The organism is Micromonospora sp. NBC_00389 (assembly GCF_036059255.1).
GTDB lineage: Bacteria > Actinomycetota > Actinomycetes > Mycobacteriales > Micromonosporaceae > Micromonospora.
Genome location: NZ_CP107947.1, coordinates 1,624,592 through 1,642,394, shown reverse-complemented (window position 1 = coordinate 1,642,394; position 17,803 = coordinate 1,624,592). Strand labels below are relative to the sequence as shown.

The window sequence follows — 17,803 nt, the reverse complement described above, 5'->3', positions numbered from 1 at the left end:
CGAACTGCCGGGCACGCGTACCGCAGGATGGACGAATGCCCGGTGACCTGACCGAACGCCTCACCACCCTGTTCCGGTGGATCGACCCCGGGCCGGGCACCAGCCACCTGGTCAGCGACATCTCCGGTTGGTGGCGGGACCCGGGGGTGCTGGCCGAGTTGGGACCGGCCCTCGTGGCGCCGTACCGGACCGCCCGGCCGACCGTGGTGCTCGCCCCGGCGGTCACCGGGCTGCTGCTCGGGCCACTGGCCGCCACCGCCCTCGGTGTCGGCTTCGTGGCCGCGCACAAGCCCGGCGACGGGCGGCTCCCCGCCGGGCCACTGACCTGGGCGCAGAGCCCGCCGGACTACCGGGGCCGGCAGGTCGACCTGGCCGTGCGGGACCGACACCTCGGCCCCGGCGACCGGGTCCTGGTGGTGGACGACTGGGTGCGCACCGGGGCGCAGATCCACGCCCTCTACGACATCTGCGCGGCGCGCGGCGCGGAGGTGCTGGGCGCCTCCGTGGTGGCCGTCGACTGCCCGCCCGAGGTCGCCACCGAACTGCGGATCACCGGCCTGATCGCCGGTGCGGATCTGCCGGCTTGACCTGAACCTCGGTTCAGGTCAGACGATCGACGCATGAGTAATGGGATTCTCGACGAGGCGTACGAACGGCTGCACCGCACCGGCCCCGAATACGAGGGCTGGCTGTCCAACCACGGGCCGATGGCGGTCGAGGCACTGGCCCGACACGGGCACGAGCAGCGGGTGCACCGCTGGCTCGACGACTACCTCGGTCGCCTCGACGAACTGCCTCGGGGACTGCGCCCCCTCGACGACTGGCGGGCGGCGCTGGGAGACCCGAAGCGGGCTGGCGACTGGCTGGCCTACTTCGACCGGGAACTGCGCGAGCACCCGTGGCGGGAGGTGCTCGGCACCTGGTGGCCCCGGCTGCTGCCCGGAATCGCCGCCGGCGCCACCCACGGCGTGATCCGGGTCGGGCACGCCGTACGCGCGCTCGACTCGGCCGAGGAGAACCCGCAGCGGCTCACCGAGCTGGGCCAGGCCCTCGGCTACTGGGCGGCCCGCTGGCAGTCGGTCCCCGGCGCCGACCGGCTCCTCGACCCGGCGCGTGTCCCCACCGGGCCGGACGTTGAGGGCCTGGACGTGGCCACCGCGCTGGCCGCGCTGCCCCGGATCGAGGACCGCTCCGGGGGCATCCGGGACCGGCTGGGCCAACTGTCGGGCGTACCCCGATGGGAGCCGGCGCTGGCGGCGCTGCGCCCCGCGCGGACCCCGGCCGAGGCGGAACGGGAGCTGACCACGCTGGTGCACCGGGCCGGCCTGGACTACCTGCGCTTCGGGCACGCCGCGCCGGTCATGCTGGTGCACGCGGTCACCGCGCCGACGGCGGTGCTGCGTACCCTGCCGGCACTGGATCGGGCGCTGTGGGCGCCGAGCCTCGCCGCGGCCTGGGCCGCGACGGCGGCCGTGATCTCGGTGTACGCCACAGCGGACGGGATCACGGCGCCGACCGTGCCGGCCGCGACCCCGGCGGAGGTCTTCGACCGCGCGGCCCGGCACGGTGACGCGCACGTGGTCAAGCTGGCCGACGCGGTGCTCGACGCGCACGCCGCCACCGGAGACGGCCGGCTGCTCGCCGCCGCCGGCTACGCCGGGCAGCTGATCTGACAGGGCGGGCGTAATGCGGCGGCGGCGCGGGCCGCGCTGGCCTAGCCTCGGCAGGATGTGGCCTCGGATCGGTGAACTGCGCGCGCTCGCCCTCGGCACCCCCGGCGAGCTGCGGGCGACCCTGAACACCCTGGTGCTGGCCGGCGTGAAGACCGCCACGGCCGGTCGGCTCGCCGAGTACGCCGAAGAGGGCGAGGAACTGGAGCAGGTCGGCGAACGGCTGGCCCTGGTCGACGACGACGACGCACTGGCCGGCGTCGTGGAGATCACCGGCGTCGACGTGGTCCGCTTCGCCGACGTGCCGTGGGACTTCGCCCGCTCCGAGGGCGAGGGTGACCGCTCGATCGAGGAGTGGCGGGCCGGCCACTCGGCCTACTGGGCGCGGCTCGGCACCCCGGTCGACGACGACACTCCGATCGTCTGTCTCCGGCTGCGGCTGGTCTCCGGCGGCGTGGCCAGCGGCGACCTCGGCACCTGATCGCTGCGCCTCTGACGGTCCGGCAGGGCCGCTGGCGCTACCGGCTCAGCCGCTGGCGCTGTGTCCCCGCCGCTGGCGCTACCGGTTCAGCCGCGCAGCTCCGGCAGCAGCCGGGTCGCCACGTCCGCCAGGACGGCCTCGTCACCGGCGTACCAACTACTGGCCCGCGGCCAGTGCGTCACGACGTCGGTGAAGCCAAGGTCGGCTGCTCGGCCGACCTGGTCGGCGAAGAACTGCGCGCTGCTGAGCGAGAAGACCGGCGCCGCGTCCAGCGACAGGTAGCGGTCCAGTGTGGCCGGGTCGCGGCCGGCCTCATCCAGCGTCCGGTCCATCCGCGCGGACAGCGCCGACACGGTGTCCCACCAGCCGTCCACGTCGTCGGCCTCGGTGCCGGTGGTCACCCAGCCCTGGCCGAACCGGGCCACCAGTCGCATCGACCGCGGCCCGTTGGCGGCCACCACGAACGGCACCCGGGGCTGCTGCACGCTGCCCGGGTTGTTGCGCGCGTCCACCGCGGCGAACCAGTCGCCGCGCCAGGTGGTGCCGTCCTCCCGCAGGATCAGGTCCAGCAGCTCGGTGAACTCGGCGAACCGGTCGACCCGCTGGCGCGGCGGCAACGTCTCGCCGCCCAGCACCGCCGAGTCGAACCCGATGCCGCCCGCGCCCAGCCCCAGCAGCAGCCGACCGTCGGACACGTCGTCCACCGTGGTGATCTGCCGGACGAACGCGGCCGGGTGCCGGAAGTTCGGCGACGCCACCAGGGTGCCCAGCCGGATCCGGGAGGTAACGGTCGCAGCAGCCGTCAGCGTGGTCATCGAGTCGAACCACGGCCCGTCCACCAGGTCCCGCCAGCCCAGATGGTCGTACGTCCAGGCGTGGTCGAAGCCCCACTCGTCGGCCTGCCGCCAGCGACGCTGCGACTCCGCCCAGCGCTGGTCCGGAAGGATCACGATGCCAATCCGCATGATCGCCAGCCTAGCCGCGCCAGCCTGCGGCCGCGCACGTCACACCAGGGCTCCAGAGGCGTCGGCCGAACTTGCAGCCGCAGGTGGTCGGGGCGCTACCGAAACTCGCGCACGACCTCGATGAGGCCGACGATGTGGGCGTTGAACTCGGCCAACTCCTCCGCCGGCACCCACAACTCCAGGATCGTCCTGCCACCCGCCTGTCGTACCGGGTAGCGGCGCAGGAACTCGGACTCGACGTGGAAGCGGGTCACATAGCCGACGCCCGAGCTGGGGACGTTCCAGTCCCGGGCGATCATCACCGCGTACTCCTCGTTGAGCACCGGATAGAAGATCGGCTGGTCCGGCAGGCGCGGCGGCCACTCACGCCACCCCGACCCGCGTACGAGCTCCAACTCGGCCGGCCCCGTCGGGCGCCACAGCACCGTCGTACCGCCACCGCTGCTCATCTCGCCTCTTCCGTTCGGGTTCGTGGGAGCACGGACGGTACCGGCGGGTCGGGGACACGCACCACCTGATTCGAGGCCCTGCCCGTGGATCACGAGTGGCCGCCCGGCCCCGGCGGGGCGCCAGCGGCGCCGGTTCTTCGCTACCGTTCCGCTGTGGATCTACGGTCGCAACGGGTCGACACGGTACGAGCGTTCGGCACCGTGTCGCTGGTGGCCGGCTTCATGACGTCGCTGCTCACCATGTCGTCCGGCTACAACGGGCTCAAGCCGCACATCGTTGCCGCCTTCCTCATCCTGACCGGCATCGGTCTGCGAATAGAGGCGGCGATCACGGACCGGAAGTCGTAGTTCCACCATTCCGGCTGGCCAATAACATCCCAACCATGTCCGTCGATCCTGCCGCTGCCCGTGCGCCCCTGGGCCGACGGCCGCGTACCGTCTGCGCGGCAGCGATCGTGCTCGCGGTGATCGTGCCGTCCCTGGTCATTCGCGACCTGGCCGAGGCCCGATTCGGCGACGGGCCGATGGCCGACTTCAGCATGATCGCGCTGCCGGTTGCGGTGACCGCCTGGCTCGCGCCACGCGCCTCCTACCGGCGACGCGATGCCCTGCTGTGGCTGGTCGGCCCGGGTATCTACATATTCGCGGTGATCGCCTGGCGGCTGGCCTTCGCGCCCTACCGCGACTGGACGCCCCGCCCGGATGAGGTGTCCCGCATGCGCTGGCGGCGCGGCCCCGATCACGCCGAGCTGTGGTACCTGCCGAGGGATGGCCGCCACCCTGGTGGGCCAGCCGAGGGTGGTCCCACGCAGCCTGACCGGGATGGCGACCCTGGAGCAGCTTGAGCGGGGCGTGTGGCCGAGTTCCGGCCCCGACGCCACCTTTCTCGCCAGTTGATCAAGTCGAATCGGTTGGGGCAGTTGCCCCGCTCCACCTGATGTGACCGCCGTCACGTTGATGCCCTGTAGGCATTCTTCGGTTGGCACCGACCCATCGGTGAGCAGAGGCACCCGGCCGGGTGTCGCCCCACGGGAGAGGAGCCACACGAGATGACGAAGGTGACCGCTCAACTGTCGGTGTCGGTGGACGGGTTCTACGCCGGCCCCCGCTTCAGCGGCGACGGCAACTGGATGGATTCGGCCGAGAGCGCCGGATTCTTCCGGGTCACCCGCTGGGCGACCAACGCGATGGCATGGCGCGAACGGCAAGGTTTTGCCGGCGGAGAACAGGACACCAACTCCGAGGTGGTCGCCGAGTCCTTCGGGGCGGCCGGCGCGTACGTGATGGGGCGGCGGATGGCCGACGGCGGTGAGATCCCCTGGGGCGAGGTGCCGCCGTTCCGCGCACCGGTCTTCGTCGTCACGCACCGCCCACGCGAGCCCCTGCTGCGCGGAGGTGGCACCAGCTTCACCTACGTCACCGATGGTGTGGCCAGCGCCGTCGAGCAGGCGCGCGCCGCAGCCGGCGGCAAGGACGTCGCCGTGGCCGGAGGCGGCAGCATGGTGCGGCAGGTACTCAAGGCCGGCCTGCTCGACGAGTTGGAGCTGCACGTCGTACCGGTCGTGCTCGGTACCGGTCTACGGCTGTTCGACGCGGACCTCGACCTCGACGAGAAGGAGGCGATCGAGCTGATGCCGACCCGCGTCCTCCACACGCCGCAGGTCACCCACATCCGGTACACGGTGGGTGGTCGCGCTCCGCTCGTGCTCGATGATCGGGGCAGCGGCGGCGGCCCGACGGTGACGGAGTGACCCTCAGCGACCGGTGTGAGACGGCGATCCTGGCACGCGGGTGGCAGCCCGGCGCAGGGACAGCGCAGCGGGCGTGGTGAGCTGATCGACATGGTGGACCCTGGAGCGACTCATGCCGGGCGCTGACAAAGAAGCTGGCAGACAAGGCGTAGTCAGAAGCATCCTGGCGATCAGCAGCCTCAGCGGAATCGCCATCGTCGCCATCGTGGCTCTCATCGCCCTCTGCTGCTGTGCCCCCTCGCTGTGGTACCGGTCCCTCTCGCCGGACCTGCCCTTCAACTGATCCCGGCACACGATCCCGTGCAATGGAGTGTCAACACGAGGGCGCCTACAGGCGTGACAGCACCAGCAACCTGTTGCCATCGGGGTCCGTAACCCGGGCCGACCGCTCACCCCACGGCTGGTCGACCGGCTCCTCGGTAACTGTTGCGCCGCCCGCACGCAGCACGGCCACGGCTGCGTCGCAGTCGTCGGCGTAAACGCACAGTTCCCAGCGGTGCGCGAGGGGAGGGCCGCCGGCCTTCGGGTCGGCGGCCAGGCCCAGCTCGCTGTTGCCCAGGCGCAGTGCGACGAACTCAGGAGCGCCGTCCTCCGGGAACCGGTAGGTCAGCTCGAAGCCGACGACATCGCGATAGAACGCGATCAGCCTTGGTAGGTCGGTCGTAGTCACGATCGGAAAAGCCTCGGTGAACACGGAACCACCTCCAAGCCGGACATTAGCCGGTGTCGGTGCCCAGCGGGAACAACCACGATCGCTCTCAGCAGTGTCATCGCCTGGTCAGAGCAGACTCAACCGGTCGAGTGCTCGTCTCGCCCCTCCACCAGGCCGCCCACGTGTTGTCCGACGCCCCAGGGCGGGGTCTTTGAGCCACAACTCAAGGTGCGTCGGGTACCGATCTTCCTTAGCTGGGCCAGTCTCCTGCTGTGCCCGCGTGACGATCCGTCGCCAGGCAGCTTCCTGCTCGTTCGTGAGGTGAAGTGGTCGCAGTTCGTCGCCCTGGCCGTCATCGTCTCGACCTGGCGGGAGGAAGCCGATGACGTATCCCATGCAGGGACAGTAGGGCGGAAGCCCTAACCTGCCGACCTACCTCTACAGCACATGCCAAGATCCCCCCGTGCTCCGATCCATTGAAGTCAAGACCGTCCTGGCCCTCCCGGCTTCGCCCTTCCACAACCTCCACTGGCGGGGCAGGCTTGCGCTGAGCCTCGATTGCTTCGTCTGCCAGCGCGTCGACCGCACCACGATCTTCGAGCTGGGAGCGGAGCGGGCCGTCTGCTCGGGCGACAAGGAGACCGCTCAGCACTACACCGCCGGACGCATCGCCGCCTTCGACCACACGATCGAAGGTGAGCAAACCCGCCTGCGAGCGGTGGTGGACTACTGGTGGGCCCCCTTCCACGACGCGAAGAGAGATCAACCCGCCGCCGCCATCACCCGAACCCCCTGGGTCCGGCACTACCTCGGCTACTACTGCCCAGAGCAGCAGGAGTCAGGGGAACTCTCCACCCAGACGAACCTCGTCCGACCAGCCTCCGGATCCTGCGAACACTGTTCCGCGCCCATCATCGAGAGCCACGAGGCACCGCATATCCGGCTCCTGACCTAGCGCCTTTCTCAAAGAATCGAGCAGGTAGCGGGCACGACAGCTGCACGACCGGCATCGGTCACCCGGTCAGGGGGACGGGATCAGCGGTCGTGTGCCAGCTCCTCAACCTCGGCGAGGCTGGTAACGCGATCACACTCATCTTCTGTCAACTTGTTGATCAGGGCCTTGGCGGCCTGAGCCTGCCTCGTGGTGGGCAGCGTGCCGGCAACGAGATCGGGTAGCAGGAGTTCGTAGCCGACGCGGGCCCTTGGCGAGTAGCGGCCACGAGTGCGAGCTACAGCAGCCGCGACCCTCAGCGCGTGTTCGTTTCCAGGCGGGACGTGTGGTCGGTCCACCTCTCGCGCTCCAAACCGCATTCCCTGGTAAAAGCCGCACGTTTCGCACGCGGCCGGTCCCTTGGTCAGCCTGGACCTGCAGTCGGGACAGACCAAGCGATCAAGTGCAGCGTCCACGGTCCGCCACTCTTGATCCGCCGGGTTGTTCGCCACGAGCCAAGCCAGCTCGGCTTCGTCCGGGGAGGCAGGGTCGATGTCGAGATCGTGCAGCAAGCTTTCCCATGCTCGGTCCAGCTCGGCTTCGATCTTCGTAATGACCTCGGCCAGGAGAACACTCCGCCATCTCGGGACAGGATCAGCCACAGCAGCAATCGTGGCAGCGCGGTGTTCACGGTGCGAGTGCATGGGTTGGGAGGAGCGCAAGAAGGCCACGAAGCCGGCGGCGGCTTCCTCGGACACGGCCAAGGCCAAGGCCAAGGCCAAGGCCAAGGCCAAGGCCAAGGCCAAGGCCAAGGGCAAGGCCAAGGGCAAGAAGCTTGGCTAGTGGCCGTGGATGGCCCGCCGGGCGCTGCTGGCCGCAGCAACGTCGAAGGCCCCGGCTGGGACTCGCGTCCTGACCAGGGCCTTCTCGCTGGAGCGGGTGACGGGAATCGAACCCGCACTGTCAGCTTGGAATTGTCGATCTCCGGCCGTCTGCTGGATTGGCGGCCTGGTCCCGGCGGTCTCTCGTGGCCTCGGCTGGCCCCTGCTGTCCTGGCCCAATGGCACGCTAATGGCACACCACAGACCCTGCTTTGGGCGACGGATCGATAGGATCTTGAAGCATGACCTCGGCAGATCAACTGCCTCTCCTTGAGGCGCTCCTCGATGCGTTCGACCGGCTATTCGACCGACGGGCCACCGTGGTCGACGTGCATGCGCTGCTCTTCGCCACGGCCCGGGCTCTGGCCGACTCGGCCTTCGTTAAGGACGTGGCAGCCGCCGAGTCGGCACTGGAGGAGATCATGAGATCAGGCCGGGGGTCGGCTGAGGCTGCTGAGCAGGCGCTTGACGCGGTGGATCCACTGAGGCGCCGCATCGCCGACCGGTTGTAGCTCTTCAAGGAGCAGCGGAAGCGAGTTGATTGCCCGCCGGGCGACTTGGGCGCACCGGTGTCTAGCGGCGGAACGGCGCGTCCCAGCAGATGCTTGACGGGCGTTTCGAGCGCTTGGCCTCAGCCCTCACCTAAGAGCGTGTTTTGAAACTCAGGACGTCCCGGTGATTCTCGCCAGTCGCCGGGACATCAGCATGATCATCGCGATGTAGACGATGGTCTCGTGGTGGTCGGGCCGGCGTTCGTAGTCGCGTACGCAGCGCCGGTAACCCAGTAGCCATCCGAACGTGCGCTCCACGACCCACCTGCGGTGCAGGACCACGAAGCCCTTGTCCGTGTCGCTGCGTTTGACGTTGCGAGACGTGCTAAACGTCGTCGGCCCGCACCGTTGCGAGATCTTGAGTCGAGTGCGCGCTTGCTCATGCCTTTGCTTGATCCGTGGTGATTGGGTCGTAGCGGCAGGATAGGCCGGTGCGGATGCTGCGGTCCAGGTGAACGGCGAGTTCGGGCAGCACGGGCTTGATCCGGCTGATGGTGTCTCTGATCCGTGCGGTGACTGCCTTGCGGCAACGTTCCGCGGTGGTCATGCCCAGATTGCGTGACTCACCGGAGGGTCGGGTTGCCTGGCGCAGTTCGGCCAGAAGGGTCTCCCGTTCATCGGTTAAGCGCATATGACGTCCGATGTCATCGCGGGAGGCTGTGAGTTGTTCGTCGATGTCGCGTAGCCGCTGGCGGTAGGAGGCGAGGGCGGCGCGGTCCAGGATAGGCCCGGCGGAGTCGATCACAGCGGCGGCGGCCAAGTCGACCGCGGAGATGTCCACGCCGGGGCGGCTAATGAGTGTGGCGAGATCGCGGAGGCCTTTGGCGTCTCGCACGATCGCCGACCGCCCTTCATAGGAAAGCTGCCATAGCTGCCCGTCTTGGACGAAGACCGGCCGGTCGTCGCCCATCGCCTCACGTGAGGACTTTTCCCACGCTCTGGCTCCCAGAGCGCGGTGGGTTTGCAGCGCTCGCTGCCACCATTGCCTGGCCTGGGCGGGCTGATCGAGGGCGGCATACAGTTGGCCGATGCGGTGGGCGTTCGCGCCCATAAAGCAGATCAGCGCTCCGTTCACGGCACACGCATCGGCCACGGGTAGCAATTCAGCCAGCAACTCGGCGCAAAACGGACGGTCGTGCAACCGCACGGCCGCCTCGGTCATCTCCCCCATGAAGACCGACCAGAGATAGGAGCGATCCAGCCGCCATTCCCCCAGGGAACGCACCAGATCCAGCTCCTGGCGGGCCTCGTCGAGATCGCCGGCTCGGGCCAGGAAACCCGCAGCGACCGCGTGGGCATGCGCCGGTACGCCGACCCACCAGCGGACAGCCTCGGCCGCGAACTGGCGAAGCGCTGTGGGATCACCGCTAAGCCGGATCAGTTCGAGTCGTTGGGACATCGCGACGTTGCCAGCGTCCGGGTCGCTGATCGCCTCTCCCATCGCGGCTGCCTCGCGACTCAACTGCTCGCCCCGTTCGGCGTCGCCGTCCAAAATGGCCAGTGCCGCTTCCCTCGTTCGCAGTAGGTACTGCTGCCGGGCCTGGCGCAACTGCCCACCATGATGAAAGTACTCGGCCAGCGCCGGGCGGAAGGCCGGCGAACCTGTCTCCAGCAGCGCATTCGCGACAAGCAGTAGCGCCTGGGCGTGGCGTTCGGAGTCGGCCGCCAGCTGCGCCAGTACGGCAATCTCCCGGGCGATGGGCAGGCGCTGCGGCGCGGTGCCGGGAGCCCACAGGCAGTCATGCTCGGCTAGCAGGCAGTCGGCGAGTGTGGCCGGATCCCCGAGCGTCCGTGCGATTTCCACGGCGCGCTGTGCCAGCGGGCGGGCGCGGGGCCGTTCGCTGGGCACGGAATGCTGAAGCTGACGTGCCAGCCCGGCCGTGACCTGCGCCTCGATCGCGGTTTCGGTGCCTTGCAGCACGGCCTGGGCCTGGTCCAGCACCGCAATGAGGTCGTGGCGTGGCATGGCGAAGCGCGCCCCGATCCGCTCGATGCCCAGCGCCACCATGCCGAGCTGCTCTGGATCGCCTATTTCGGACGCCAGCGCCCACGCCTGGGTGAGGAGTTCCTGCGCGGCTCGCGGGTCTGCGGCCCGCAGGCGGTCAGCGGCCTCGACGGCGAGCATATTCACGAGGTCTGGTTTGGACAGCGCCACCCCCGCGGCGACGGCGGCGTCGCGCGCCCTGGCGAGATGTCCGGCGGCTTCAGCGAAGGCGAAACGTGCGCGGTCGGCGGCAGCGGCGGACAGCGCCCACCGCAGCACCGGCTCAGGCCCGCCAGCCGCGACGCCGAGCGCAAAGTGCCCGGCAAGCTCGGCCGGGTGCACGTGGGCCCCGCGTTCACGCCGCCGTAGCAGGGCCTGGGCAATCCGGTGATGCAATTCGACGCGCTGGCTTGCCGACAGCGAGGCGTATATCGACTCGCGGTAAAGGTCATGCTCGAAGCCCGCCAGGCTCAGCACGCCCGCAGCCTCTTCGATGTGCTCGGCAATCTGTGTCGGCGGGACTCCCAGCGCCTCGGCCAGCACGTCAGGCAGCGGGCGCGGCCCAGCCACAGCCGCCGCCTCTAAAGTCTGCACGCACCCGCCGGACAGGCGGGCCAGCCGCCGCGACACCACCTCCCGGATAGCGCGAGGCACTCCGGCAACGGCTCCGCCAGAGGCCACGACTTGGCTTAGCTCTCTGAGGAAGAACGGATTGCCGCCGCTGCGCTCATATATCGAATCCGCCCACGGCTTCGCAGCGGTTTCGATCAGCTCGTCTGCCTCCGAGCGGGCGAGCCCCCGCAGCGGCAGGCGTTGCGCAGCCGTGCTCAGGGCGGCAAGGTCCGCATTGGCCTCATCATCGCGATATGCGCCGAGGATGAGGAGCCTGTGGAGATGCGGGGCGCCCATCAGGTACCGAATGAGGGCCAGGCTTGACGGATCGCTCCACTGTAGATCATCGAGGATGACGACCGTCTTGGTGATGCACCGGCTGATCGCGTCGAACAGCTCCAGCCGGTCCTCGATCCGTGCCAGATCTTTCAGCTGCGGCACCGCCTGCGTCCACGGCCACAGCGCGGGCGCGTCACCCCAGCAGGTACCCCACAAAATGTCATTCCGGCCGTACTCTTCGGCGAACTTCACGAGCAGAGCGGTCTTGCCCATGCCCGCAGTCCCCGTCACCAGGACGAGGTTTCGTCCCTGACCGGCCGCCTCGTGCAGGACGGCCAGGGCTGCGGTGCGGCCGACAAATGGCACCCGTCCATTATCGCCAGGCCGGATCTAGCGGGAACAGTGGGGTTTCTGGCGCGTACAGGTTATGACGACAACATTTGACCCACAGGTCTACAAGAGCACCACCCGCCAGCAATGGCAGGAGGCGGCCGAGGCGTGGCACCGGTGGGGACCCACGATCGAGGCCTGGCTCGGCCAGGCCACCACCCGCATGCTCGACGCCGCTAAGATCACGACCGGGAGCAGGGTGCTCGACGTCGCAGCCGGAGCGGGTGGGCAGTCGATCGCCGCAGCCCGCCGTGCCGGACCGACCGGGCATGTCCTGGCCACCGACATCGCTCCCGCGATCCTGCACTATGCGATGACGGCAGCCTCGGCCGCAGGCGTGCACAACATCGCCGTTCAGGAAGCCGACGGCGAGTGTCTTCAGGTACCAGATGAGGGTTTCGACGCCGTGATCTCGCGGGTCGGCCTGATCTACTTCCCGGACCAGCAGGCCGCCCTGGCCTGCATGCGCAACGCGCTGCGCCCGGGTGGGAGGGTGTCAGCCGTGGTCTACTCGACCGCCGACCGCAACGGCTTCTTCTCGGTACCCATCGGGATCATCCGCAGGCGCGCCGCATTGCCGCCTCCCATGCCTGGGCAGCCAGGCCCGTTCAGCTTGGGCAGTCCCGAAGTCGCGCAAGAGACCCTGGCACGGGCCGGCTTCCGCGACATCACCATAGAGACGATCCCGTCACCAGTACGGCTCGCGTCGGCGGCCGAATGCGCCCGGTTCGAGCGGGAGTCGTTCGGCGCGTTACATCAGATGCTCTCCGGCCTGCCCGCCGCCGAGCGGGAGGAAGCGTGGGCTGAGATTGCGTCCGCCCTTTCCGAATTCGACGGATCAGAGGGGTTCACCGGACCGTGCGAAATGCTGGTGATCTCCGGCAGCCGCTGAGCGAGCTGACACCATTTGCAACTGTTAGAGCGTGATTTGAAGCTCTGGCGAGGTGTGGGCATCAGCATGGCATGGCGAGTAGAAGGTCATGTTTGTGAGTCGGTCGGCGTTTCGTGCATTGATGTAGGAGAACTCCTGGTAGGTCCGTGGTTGTTGATACCCGATCCGACCAGGAGTTCCTATGTCATGTTCGCCTACCTGCAGGTGTCTGTCATGCCCGGCCCACGATGTGGTTTCCACGGTTCCGCCGGGCTGCGGGGTGTATCCGTCGTCGACGGTCACCGACGCGCAGTGGAGTGTGTTGTCTGGGCTGCTTCCGCCGCCGGGCAATACACGGGGCAGGGGTGGGCGGCCCGAAACGCATGACCGTCGACGGATTTTGGATGCAATCTTCTACCTGGTCCGTGGTGGCCTGGCCTGGCGGGCGCTCCCGGCGGAGTTCCCGCCCTGGCAGAGCGTGTACGGCTGGTTCGTGCGCTGGCGCCGTGATGGCACCTGGCAGTTGATCCACGATATGTTGCGTGACCGGGTCCGGGTTGCCCAAGGCCGCAATCCGCTGCCCACCGCTGCGGTCATCGACTCGCAGTCGGTCAAAGGCGCGGACACCGTGGCCCGGTCCAGCCGCGGCTACGATGCAGGTAAACGCATCAATGGCCGCAAAAGGCACATCGCGGTGGACACCGGCGGGCTGCTGCTGATGGTCCTCGTAACGATCGCCGGGGTCCAAGACCGTGATGGCGCACACCGGCTCCTCGCGCTGACGCGCGAGAAGGTCTCCACGATCCGGCATTGCTGGGCCGATGGCGGCTATACCGGGCGCCTGGTCACCTGGGCGGGCGAGGTACTGAAAATGCTGGTCGAGGTCGTCAAACGCAGCGACACGGACAAGGGCTTCGTGGTCCTGCACCGCAGGTGGGTCGTGGAGCGCACGTTCGGATGGCTACTGGGTTACCGGCGCTGCGTACGCGACTACGAACGCCGGCCCGACCACCACGAGACCATCGTCTACATCGCGATGATCATGCTGATGTCCCGGCGACTGGCGAGAATCACCGGGACGTCCTGAGTTTCAAAACACGCTCTAAGGTGACAGGACTGCAGTCGCGGCAAGTTCGTGTGGGTGGAGCAGGGTATTACGCCGTGGTCGGGTAGCCGTACTCCTCTGCTTTTTCGCGCAGGTCGGCCAGTTCGACTTCGGGGTTGAGCGCGCGGACCGCCGCGTCGGTCAGTGGACGGAACGCAACGATTTGTTCAACCGCAGCTGGATCCAGGCCGATTTCGTAAACATCCTTGGCGTGCTCGATGTACTCCGCGACGATGTCGTCGCAGAGGATGCCGAGCAGCCAAGAGCCGTCTGGGTCAACCTCATCGTCGTCGGCAGGTGAAAAGTCGATGTCGTCGCCAGCGTGCCACCGCTCGTCGTAGGTGCGCCGCCACAGCACGAAGGTGGCATCGAGAGTGCCGTCCTGGCGGCAGAACGCAGGCTCGTGCACCTGCGCCTGGAACTGCTCAGGCAGTCCATCGAGGAGGCCCGGCCACAGCCGACCGTCTGTGTACGTGAACATCGACGACTCGTGGTGGACACCCCGGATGAATACGCCATCGGCGTTGAAGACGACGTCGTACTCCTCGCCGCTGCCGTTGCGCATCGACGCCGCTTCGTCCTCGCCCCATTCGCGGTCGTAGGCGTAATAGTCGCCCCCGACGATCGCGTCGAGCATTGCCAGGGCTTTGCACCGCTCGCGCAACACGTCGATGGAGGGCAGCCGCGCGGCAATGTCATGGACGGTCACGCCGGGAGCCTACGGGCCGACGATGAACCGACGCTGCAGGTCTTGAGCCGCTCGGACGATGATTCGCCGGGCGTCTTCACCGATGACGGCTTCGTTCCAGAGCCGTTCGATGGCCTTGGCGTAGGTGGCTGATCGACTGGAAGGCGGCCGTCGGGCGGACCGGGCAACCGCATCTGCACTTCGACGATCTGCGACACACCGGTAACACTCTCTCCGCGCAGACCGGGGCCAGCACTCGCGACCTGATGGCGCGGATGGGGCACGACTCATCCCAGGCCGCGTTGATCTACCAGCACGCCACGGCTATGGCGGATCGGGTCCTCGCCCAGGCGCTGCACGATGCGATGCGGGTCGACCGGACGAAGGCTAAGAAGTCGGCCGACGGCTCGGGCGAGGCCGAGGACAAGCCCGGCAAGAAGTCGGGCGGCAAGAAGGGCAAGAAGCGGTCAGCGAACCTTGACGGGGGCCAGGGATGACCGGGGCTAATGGCACGCCAATGGCACGCGACATGATCGTTGACCTTGGAACGTCGAAGGCCCCGGCTGGGACTCACGTCCTGACCAGGGCCTATCGCTTGGAGCGGGTGACGGGAATCGAACCCGCACTGTCAGCTTGGGAAGCTGATGTTCTGCCATTGAACTACACCCGCAAGCGGCACCACTGTACCCGAGTCACCGAACCCGTGCACCCAGGTACCCCCGCGCGCCGGTCCACCGCACCGGCCTCGCCGCACGGATCACGGACGATCACCCCTTGGCCGCGTACCGCGCGGCGTAGCTCTCCCGCGTACCACCGGTGCCGGCTCCGTCACGACGGAGCCGGCACCGGCGTCTTTCCCCAGGACCGGGTCGGTGGGCCGCGGTCAGGCGGCCGATCGCTGGACGTCACGGCTGCGACGGACCGGGCGGCTCTGCGGTAAGGCGGTCTGCTCGGACGCCGCGGGCGGGGCGTGCGGGTCGAGCCAGACCTGAACGGCCGGCCCACCCGGAGCGCCACCCGGGACACCGGCGCTGTGCTGCTCGCGGCGGGCCAGCATCGCCACGTCGACGGTGAACTCGAACAGCCGCCAGTCGACCTGCGGGGCCGCCCGGGCACTGCGCGCCAACTGGGCCACCCGGGCCGGGTCGGTCACCGGCCAGGCGCGCCCCGCCACGTACGCCTCGTCGTCGCTCTCCTCTGGGGGGAACGAGTGCAGCGCGTAGCGGCCGTCCCGTTCGAGGTCGCGACGCTTGGGCGAGTCGACGATGAAGCAGAACAGCCCGTCGTCGGTGATGACCGGGGAGACCGGATGGACCCGGGGCCCGCCGTCGGCGCGGACCGTGGCCAGGTAGCCGAAGCCCGGCCCGTATTGCTGGAGGAGAACGCGGATCCCGTCGGCGAGTCGGGGCTCGTCGGCGGCGAAATCGGACCAGGAAGCCATGCAGGCATTCTATCGAACAAATGTACGAGTAGCGACCTCGACGCGCTGGTCACCGGCACCGGATCCGGCCGTTACCGCCAACGCCGCTATGGTGGTCCGATGCTGCTCTCCGACCGCGACCTGGTCTCCGAGATCAAGGCCGGCACGCTGGGCCTGGAGCCGTTCGAGCCCACCCTGGTCCAACCGTCCAGCATCGACGTACGACTCGACCGGCTGTTCCGGGTCTTCAACAACCATCTCTACACGCACATCGACCCCGCCATGCAGCAGGACGACCTGACCTCGGCGGTGGAGGTGCCGGACGGCGAGCCGTTCGTGCTGCACCCGGGGGAGTTCGTGCTCGCCTCGACGCTGGAGGTCATCTCGCTCGGCGACCAGCTCGCCGGCCGACTGGAGGGCAAGTCGAGCCTGGGCCGGCTCGGCCTGCTCACGCACTCCACCGCTGGGTTCATCGACCCGGGCTTCTCCGGTCACGTGACGTTGGAGCTGTCGAACGTGGCGAACCTGCCGATCACCCTCTGGCCGGGCATGAAGATCGGGCAGCTCTGCATCTTCCGGCTCTCCTCGCCGGCCGAGCACCCGTACGGCTCGGTGGTCTACGGCTCGCGCTACCAGGGTCAGCGCGGGCCGACGCCGAGCCGCGCCTGGCAGAACTGGCGCGCCTGGCCCACCCGCTGACTCGGTAGGGCACGACGGACAGACGACGAGGGCCCGCCGCGACGGATCGCGACGGGCCCCCGATCATCCGGGATCAGCCCGGGCGGCCGTAGCTGTGGATCGGGCCGTCGTCGACCTTCTTCATCTTGACGGGTTGGCCGGCCTGCGAGGCGTGCACAACCCAGCCATTGCCCACGTACATCCCGACGTGGTGGATGTCGCTGTAGTAGAAGACCAGGTCACCGGCGCGCAGGTCGGCCCTGCTGACGTCCTTGGTCACCCGGCTCTGCTGGGCGGCGTTGTGCGGCAGCGACACCCCCGCCTTGGCCCAGGCGGCCAGCATCAGCCCGGAGCAGTCGTACGAGTTCGGGCCCTCGGCGCCCCAGACGTAGGGCTTGCCGATCTGGGCGCAGGCGAACTTCACGGCCACGCCGGCACCGCCGCCGGGGTAGCTGGCCGGGCAGGGCGCCGGACGCAGCGGACCGCCGCCGCCGTTGCCGTACACCTTGAGGCGCAGCTTCTGCAGCCGGTCGATCTCCTCGTTGATCTGCTTCTTCTTCGCGGCCAACTGGGCCTCGGTCCGGGTCAGCTGGGTCACCATCTCGTCCAGCGGCGCCTTCTGCCGGGACAACTCGTCGCGCAGGTCGGCGACCTGCCGGACGTCCTGCTGCTGGTTGTGCGCGAACCGGTCGAGCATCTCAAGCTGCCCGACCACCTCGCTGGGCGACCGGCTGCCCAGCACCGCGTTGACGGTGGAGACGTTCTCGCCCTTGTACGCGCGGACGGCGAGGGCGCTGACCTTGTCCATGGCAGCGTCGACCTGGCGCTCCAGTGGGGCGATCCGGGCGGCCAGCGCGTCGGCCTGCTTGCGCTTGACGGCCAGGTCGGCCCGGGTGGCGTTGTGCCGTTCGATGATCGGTTCGAGCTTGTTCCAGTCGGCGTCGATCTGGCGCTCGATCTCGGCGACGGACGGGTCCGCGTGGGCCGCCGTGGCGCTGCCGGCCAGGACGACGGCGACGCCGACCAGTGCGGCGAGAGCGGTGGTGAAGCGGGACCAGCGTGAGCGCGGCACGATCGACACCGGGCCGGCTGACGCCGACCGCTCGGACGACGGCCGCGGGGCATGGAGTGCCACCGGGTTCCGTACTCCTTCTTCCTGACCGCCTACCGGGTTAGCTGACGGGTTCGGGCGGGAAGTTGGCGCCCTACCGCGATGGCCGCGGATTCACCCCGGGAAAACCTGGGTCCCCGGTTCGCTCGGAAGCGACTCGGCGGTGTCGGTCCGTCACCACCCGGGCTGGGCGGACCTGCTATCGGGCCGACGAATGACCAGAGTAGAGACGGCTGTTACCGATCCGCAACCCGTGGGGCCGTGACACTCCGTACCGATTGGAAGGGGTCACGGACCGTACGCGAAGATTTCTTTCCGAACACTTCGATAGATG

22 protein-coding genes, 1 tRNA gene and 1 riboswitch are annotated in these 17,803 nt (G+C 68.7%); of the genes, 13 read left to right on the top strand and 10 right to left on the bottom strand.

Going from position 1 to position 17,803, the window contains the following annotated elements:
• Window positions 1-35 precede the first annotated feature (35 nt).
• Genes OG470_RS07845 through OG470_RS07835 form a run of 3 tightly spaced genes read left to right on the top strand, consistent with a single transcriptional unit; the run spans window position 36 to window position 2,151 of the window.
• Window positions 36-587, top strand: a complete 552-nt coding sequence (locus OG470_RS07845; protein WP_328422218.1) for a phosphoribosyltransferase family protein — start codon at window positions 36-38, stop codon at window positions 585-587.
• 33 nt (window positions 588-620) lie between these two features.
• On the top strand, window positions 621-1,673 hold the full coding sequence (locus tag OG470_RS07840) for a questin oxidase family protein (RefSeq protein ID WP_328422216.1): 1,053 nt from the start codon (window positions 621-623) through the stop codon (window positions 1,671-1,673).
• A gap of 55 nt (window positions 1,674-1,728) precedes the next feature.
• On the top strand, window positions 1,729-2,151 hold the full coding sequence (locus tag OG470_RS07835) for an ASCH domain-containing protein (RefSeq protein WP_328422214.1): 423 nt from the start codon (window positions 1,729-1,731) through the stop codon (window positions 2,149-2,151).
• A gap of 86 nt (window positions 2,152-2,237) precedes the next feature.
• On the opposite strand, the gene OG470_RS07830 is transcribed toward OG470_RS07835, so the two are convergent.
• Window positions 2,238-3,116: an LLM class flavin-dependent oxidoreductase gene (locus OG470_RS07830; RefSeq protein ID WP_328422213.1), complete on the bottom strand. Its 879-nt coding sequence runs from the start codon at window positions 3,114-3,116 to the stop codon at window positions 2,238-2,240.
• Between the two features lie 95 nt (window positions 3,117-3,211).
• Window positions 3,212-3,565 (bottom strand): hypothetical protein, encoded by a 354-nt coding sequence (locus OG470_RS07825; protein ID WP_328422211.1) that lies wholly within the window; start codon window positions 3,563-3,565, stop codon window positions 3,212-3,214.
• Window positions 3,566-3,718: 153 nt separating this feature from the next.
• Here OG470_RS07825 and OG470_RS07820 point away from each other — a divergent pair, with 153 nt between their 5' ends.
• The 3 genes from OG470_RS07820 to OG470_RS07810 all read left to right on the top strand — a co-directional run bounded on the left by OG470_RS07820 (window position 3,719) and on the right by OG470_RS07810 (window position 5,316).
• Window positions 3,719-3,913, top strand: coding sequence for a hypothetical protein (locus OG470_RS07820; RefSeq protein ID WP_328422209.1), 195 nt, complete (start codon window positions 3,719-3,721; stop codon window positions 3,911-3,913).
• A 35-nt stretch (window positions 3,914-3,948) separates the two neighbouring features.
• Entirely contained in the window at window positions 3,949-4,410 is a 462-nt protein-coding gene (locus tag OG470_RS07815; protein WP_328422207.1) for a hypothetical protein, read from the top strand.
• Between the two features lie 204 nt (window positions 4,411-4,614).
• Window positions 4,615-5,316: a dihydrofolate reductase family protein gene (locus OG470_RS07810; protein ID WP_328422205.1), complete on the top strand. Its 702-nt coding sequence runs from the start codon at window positions 4,615-4,617 to the stop codon at window positions 5,314-5,316.
• 328 nt (window positions 5,317-5,644) lie between these two features.
• Here the strand turns inward: OG470_RS07810 and OG470_RS07805 are convergent, their stop codons facing one another.
• Window positions 5,645-6,010: a VOC family protein gene (locus tag OG470_RS07805; protein WP_328422203.1), complete on the bottom strand. Its 366-nt coding sequence runs from the start codon at window positions 6,008-6,010 to the stop codon at window positions 5,645-5,647.
• 421 nt (window positions 6,011-6,431) lie between these two features.
• Here OG470_RS07805 and OG470_RS07800 point away from each other — a divergent pair, with 421 nt between their 5' ends.
• Complete coding sequence (locus OG470_RS07800) at window positions 6,432-6,923, top strand: hypothetical protein (protein ID WP_328422201.1); 492 nt, start codon at window positions 6,432-6,434, stop codon at window positions 6,921-6,923.
• A gap of 80 nt (window positions 6,924-7,003) precedes the next feature.
• Here the strand turns inward: OG470_RS07800 and OG470_RS07795 are convergent, their stop codons facing one another.
• Window positions 7,004-7,561, bottom strand: coding sequence for a hypothetical protein (locus OG470_RS07795; RefSeq protein WP_328422199.1), 558 nt, complete (start codon window positions 7,559-7,561; stop codon window positions 7,004-7,006).
• 40 nt (window positions 7,562-7,601) lie between these two features.
• On the opposite strand from OG470_RS07795, the gene OG470_RS07790 reads away from it, so the two are divergent.
• Both OG470_RS07790 and OG470_RS07785 read left to right on the top strand, forming a co-directional pair.
• A complete protein-coding gene (locus OG470_RS07790; RefSeq protein WP_328422197.1) occupies window positions 7,602-7,742 on the top strand; it encodes a hypothetical protein in 141 nt (46 codons plus the stop codon).
• A 280-nt stretch (window positions 7,743-8,022) separates the two neighbouring features.
• Window positions 8,023-8,292, top strand: coding sequence for a hypothetical protein (locus OG470_RS07785; protein WP_328422195.1), 270 nt, complete (start codon window positions 8,023-8,025; stop codon window positions 8,290-8,292).
• Window positions 8,293-8,442: 150 nt separating this feature from the next.
• Here the strand turns inward: OG470_RS07785 and OG470_RS07780 are convergent, their stop codons facing one another.
• Both OG470_RS07780 and OG470_RS07775 read right to left on the bottom strand, forming a co-directional pair.
• A complete protein-coding gene (locus tag OG470_RS07780) occupies window positions 8,443-8,688 on the bottom strand; it encodes a transposase (protein ID WP_328426203.1) in 246 nt (81 codons plus the stop codon).
• Between the two features lie 22 nt (window positions 8,689-8,710).
• Entirely contained in the window at window positions 8,711-11,572 is a 2,862-nt protein-coding gene (locus tag OG470_RS07775; protein ID WP_328422193.1) for an ATP-binding protein, read from the bottom strand.
• Window positions 11,573-11,633: 61 nt separating this feature from the next.
• Between OG470_RS07775 and OG470_RS07770 the strand changes: the two genes are divergently transcribed.
• Together OG470_RS07770 and OG470_RS07765 are read left to right on the top strand one after the other, a co-directional pair.
• Window positions 11,634-12,488 (top strand): class I SAM-dependent methyltransferase, encoded by an 855-nt coding sequence (locus tag OG470_RS07770; RefSeq protein ID WP_328422191.1) that lies wholly within the window; start codon window positions 11,634-11,636, stop codon window positions 12,486-12,488.
• A 259-nt stretch (window positions 12,489-12,747) separates the two neighbouring features.
• Window positions 12,748-13,554 carry an IS5 family transposase gene (locus OG470_RS07765; protein ID WP_328422189.1) on the top strand — a complete coding sequence of 269 codons (807 nt, stop codon included), beginning with the start codon at window positions 12,748-12,750 and terminating at the stop codon, window positions 13,552-13,554.
• Window positions 13,555-13,621: 67 nt separating this feature from the next.
• Here OG470_RS07765 and OG470_RS07760 read toward each other — a convergent pair whose 3' ends face one another.
• Complete coding sequence (locus OG470_RS07760) at window positions 13,622-14,281, bottom strand: hypothetical protein (RefSeq protein WP_328422187.1); 660 nt, start codon at window positions 14,279-14,281, stop codon at window positions 13,622-13,624.
• A 254-nt stretch (window positions 14,282-14,535) separates the two neighbouring features.
• Between OG470_RS07760 and OG470_RS07755 the strand changes: the two genes are divergently transcribed.
• A complete protein-coding gene (locus OG470_RS07755) occupies window positions 14,536-14,757 on the top strand; it encodes a hypothetical protein (protein ID WP_328422185.1) in 222 nt (73 codons plus the stop codon).
• Window positions 14,758-14,856: 99 nt separating this feature from the next.
• Here OG470_RS07755 and OG470_RS07750 read toward each other — a convergent pair.
• A tRNA-Gly gene (locus OG470_RS07750) sits at window positions 14,857-14,930 on the bottom strand.
• A gap of 213 nt (window positions 14,931-15,143) precedes the next feature.
• Window positions 15,144-15,701, bottom strand: coding sequence for a pyridoxamine 5'-phosphate oxidase family protein (locus tag OG470_RS07745; RefSeq protein WP_328422183.1), 558 nt, complete (start codon window positions 15,699-15,701; stop codon window positions 15,144-15,146).
• A gap of 99 nt (window positions 15,702-15,800) precedes the next feature.
• On the opposite strand from OG470_RS07745, the gene dcd reads away from it, so the two are divergent.
• Window positions 15,801-16,379 carry a dCTP deaminase gene (gene dcd / locus OG470_RS07740; RefSeq protein ID WP_328422181.1) on the top strand — a complete coding sequence of 193 codons (579 nt, stop codon included), beginning with the start codon at window positions 15,801-15,803 and terminating at the stop codon, window positions 16,377-16,379.
• A gap of 73 nt (window positions 16,380-16,452) precedes the next feature.
• Here dcd and OG470_RS07735 read toward each other — a convergent pair whose 3' ends face one another.
• The gene (locus OG470_RS07735) at window positions 16,453-17,430 is read right to left on the bottom strand and encodes a C40 family peptidase (protein ID WP_328422179.1); all 978 of its coding nucleotides are present in this window, start codon (window positions 17,428-17,430) and stop codon (window positions 16,453-16,455) included.
• A 75-nt stretch (window positions 17,431-17,505) separates the two neighbouring features.
• A riboswitch (cyclic di-AMP (ydaO/yuaA leader) is annotated at window positions 17,506-17,642 on the bottom strand.
• Between the last annotated feature and the right edge of the window lie 161 nt (window positions 17,643-17,803).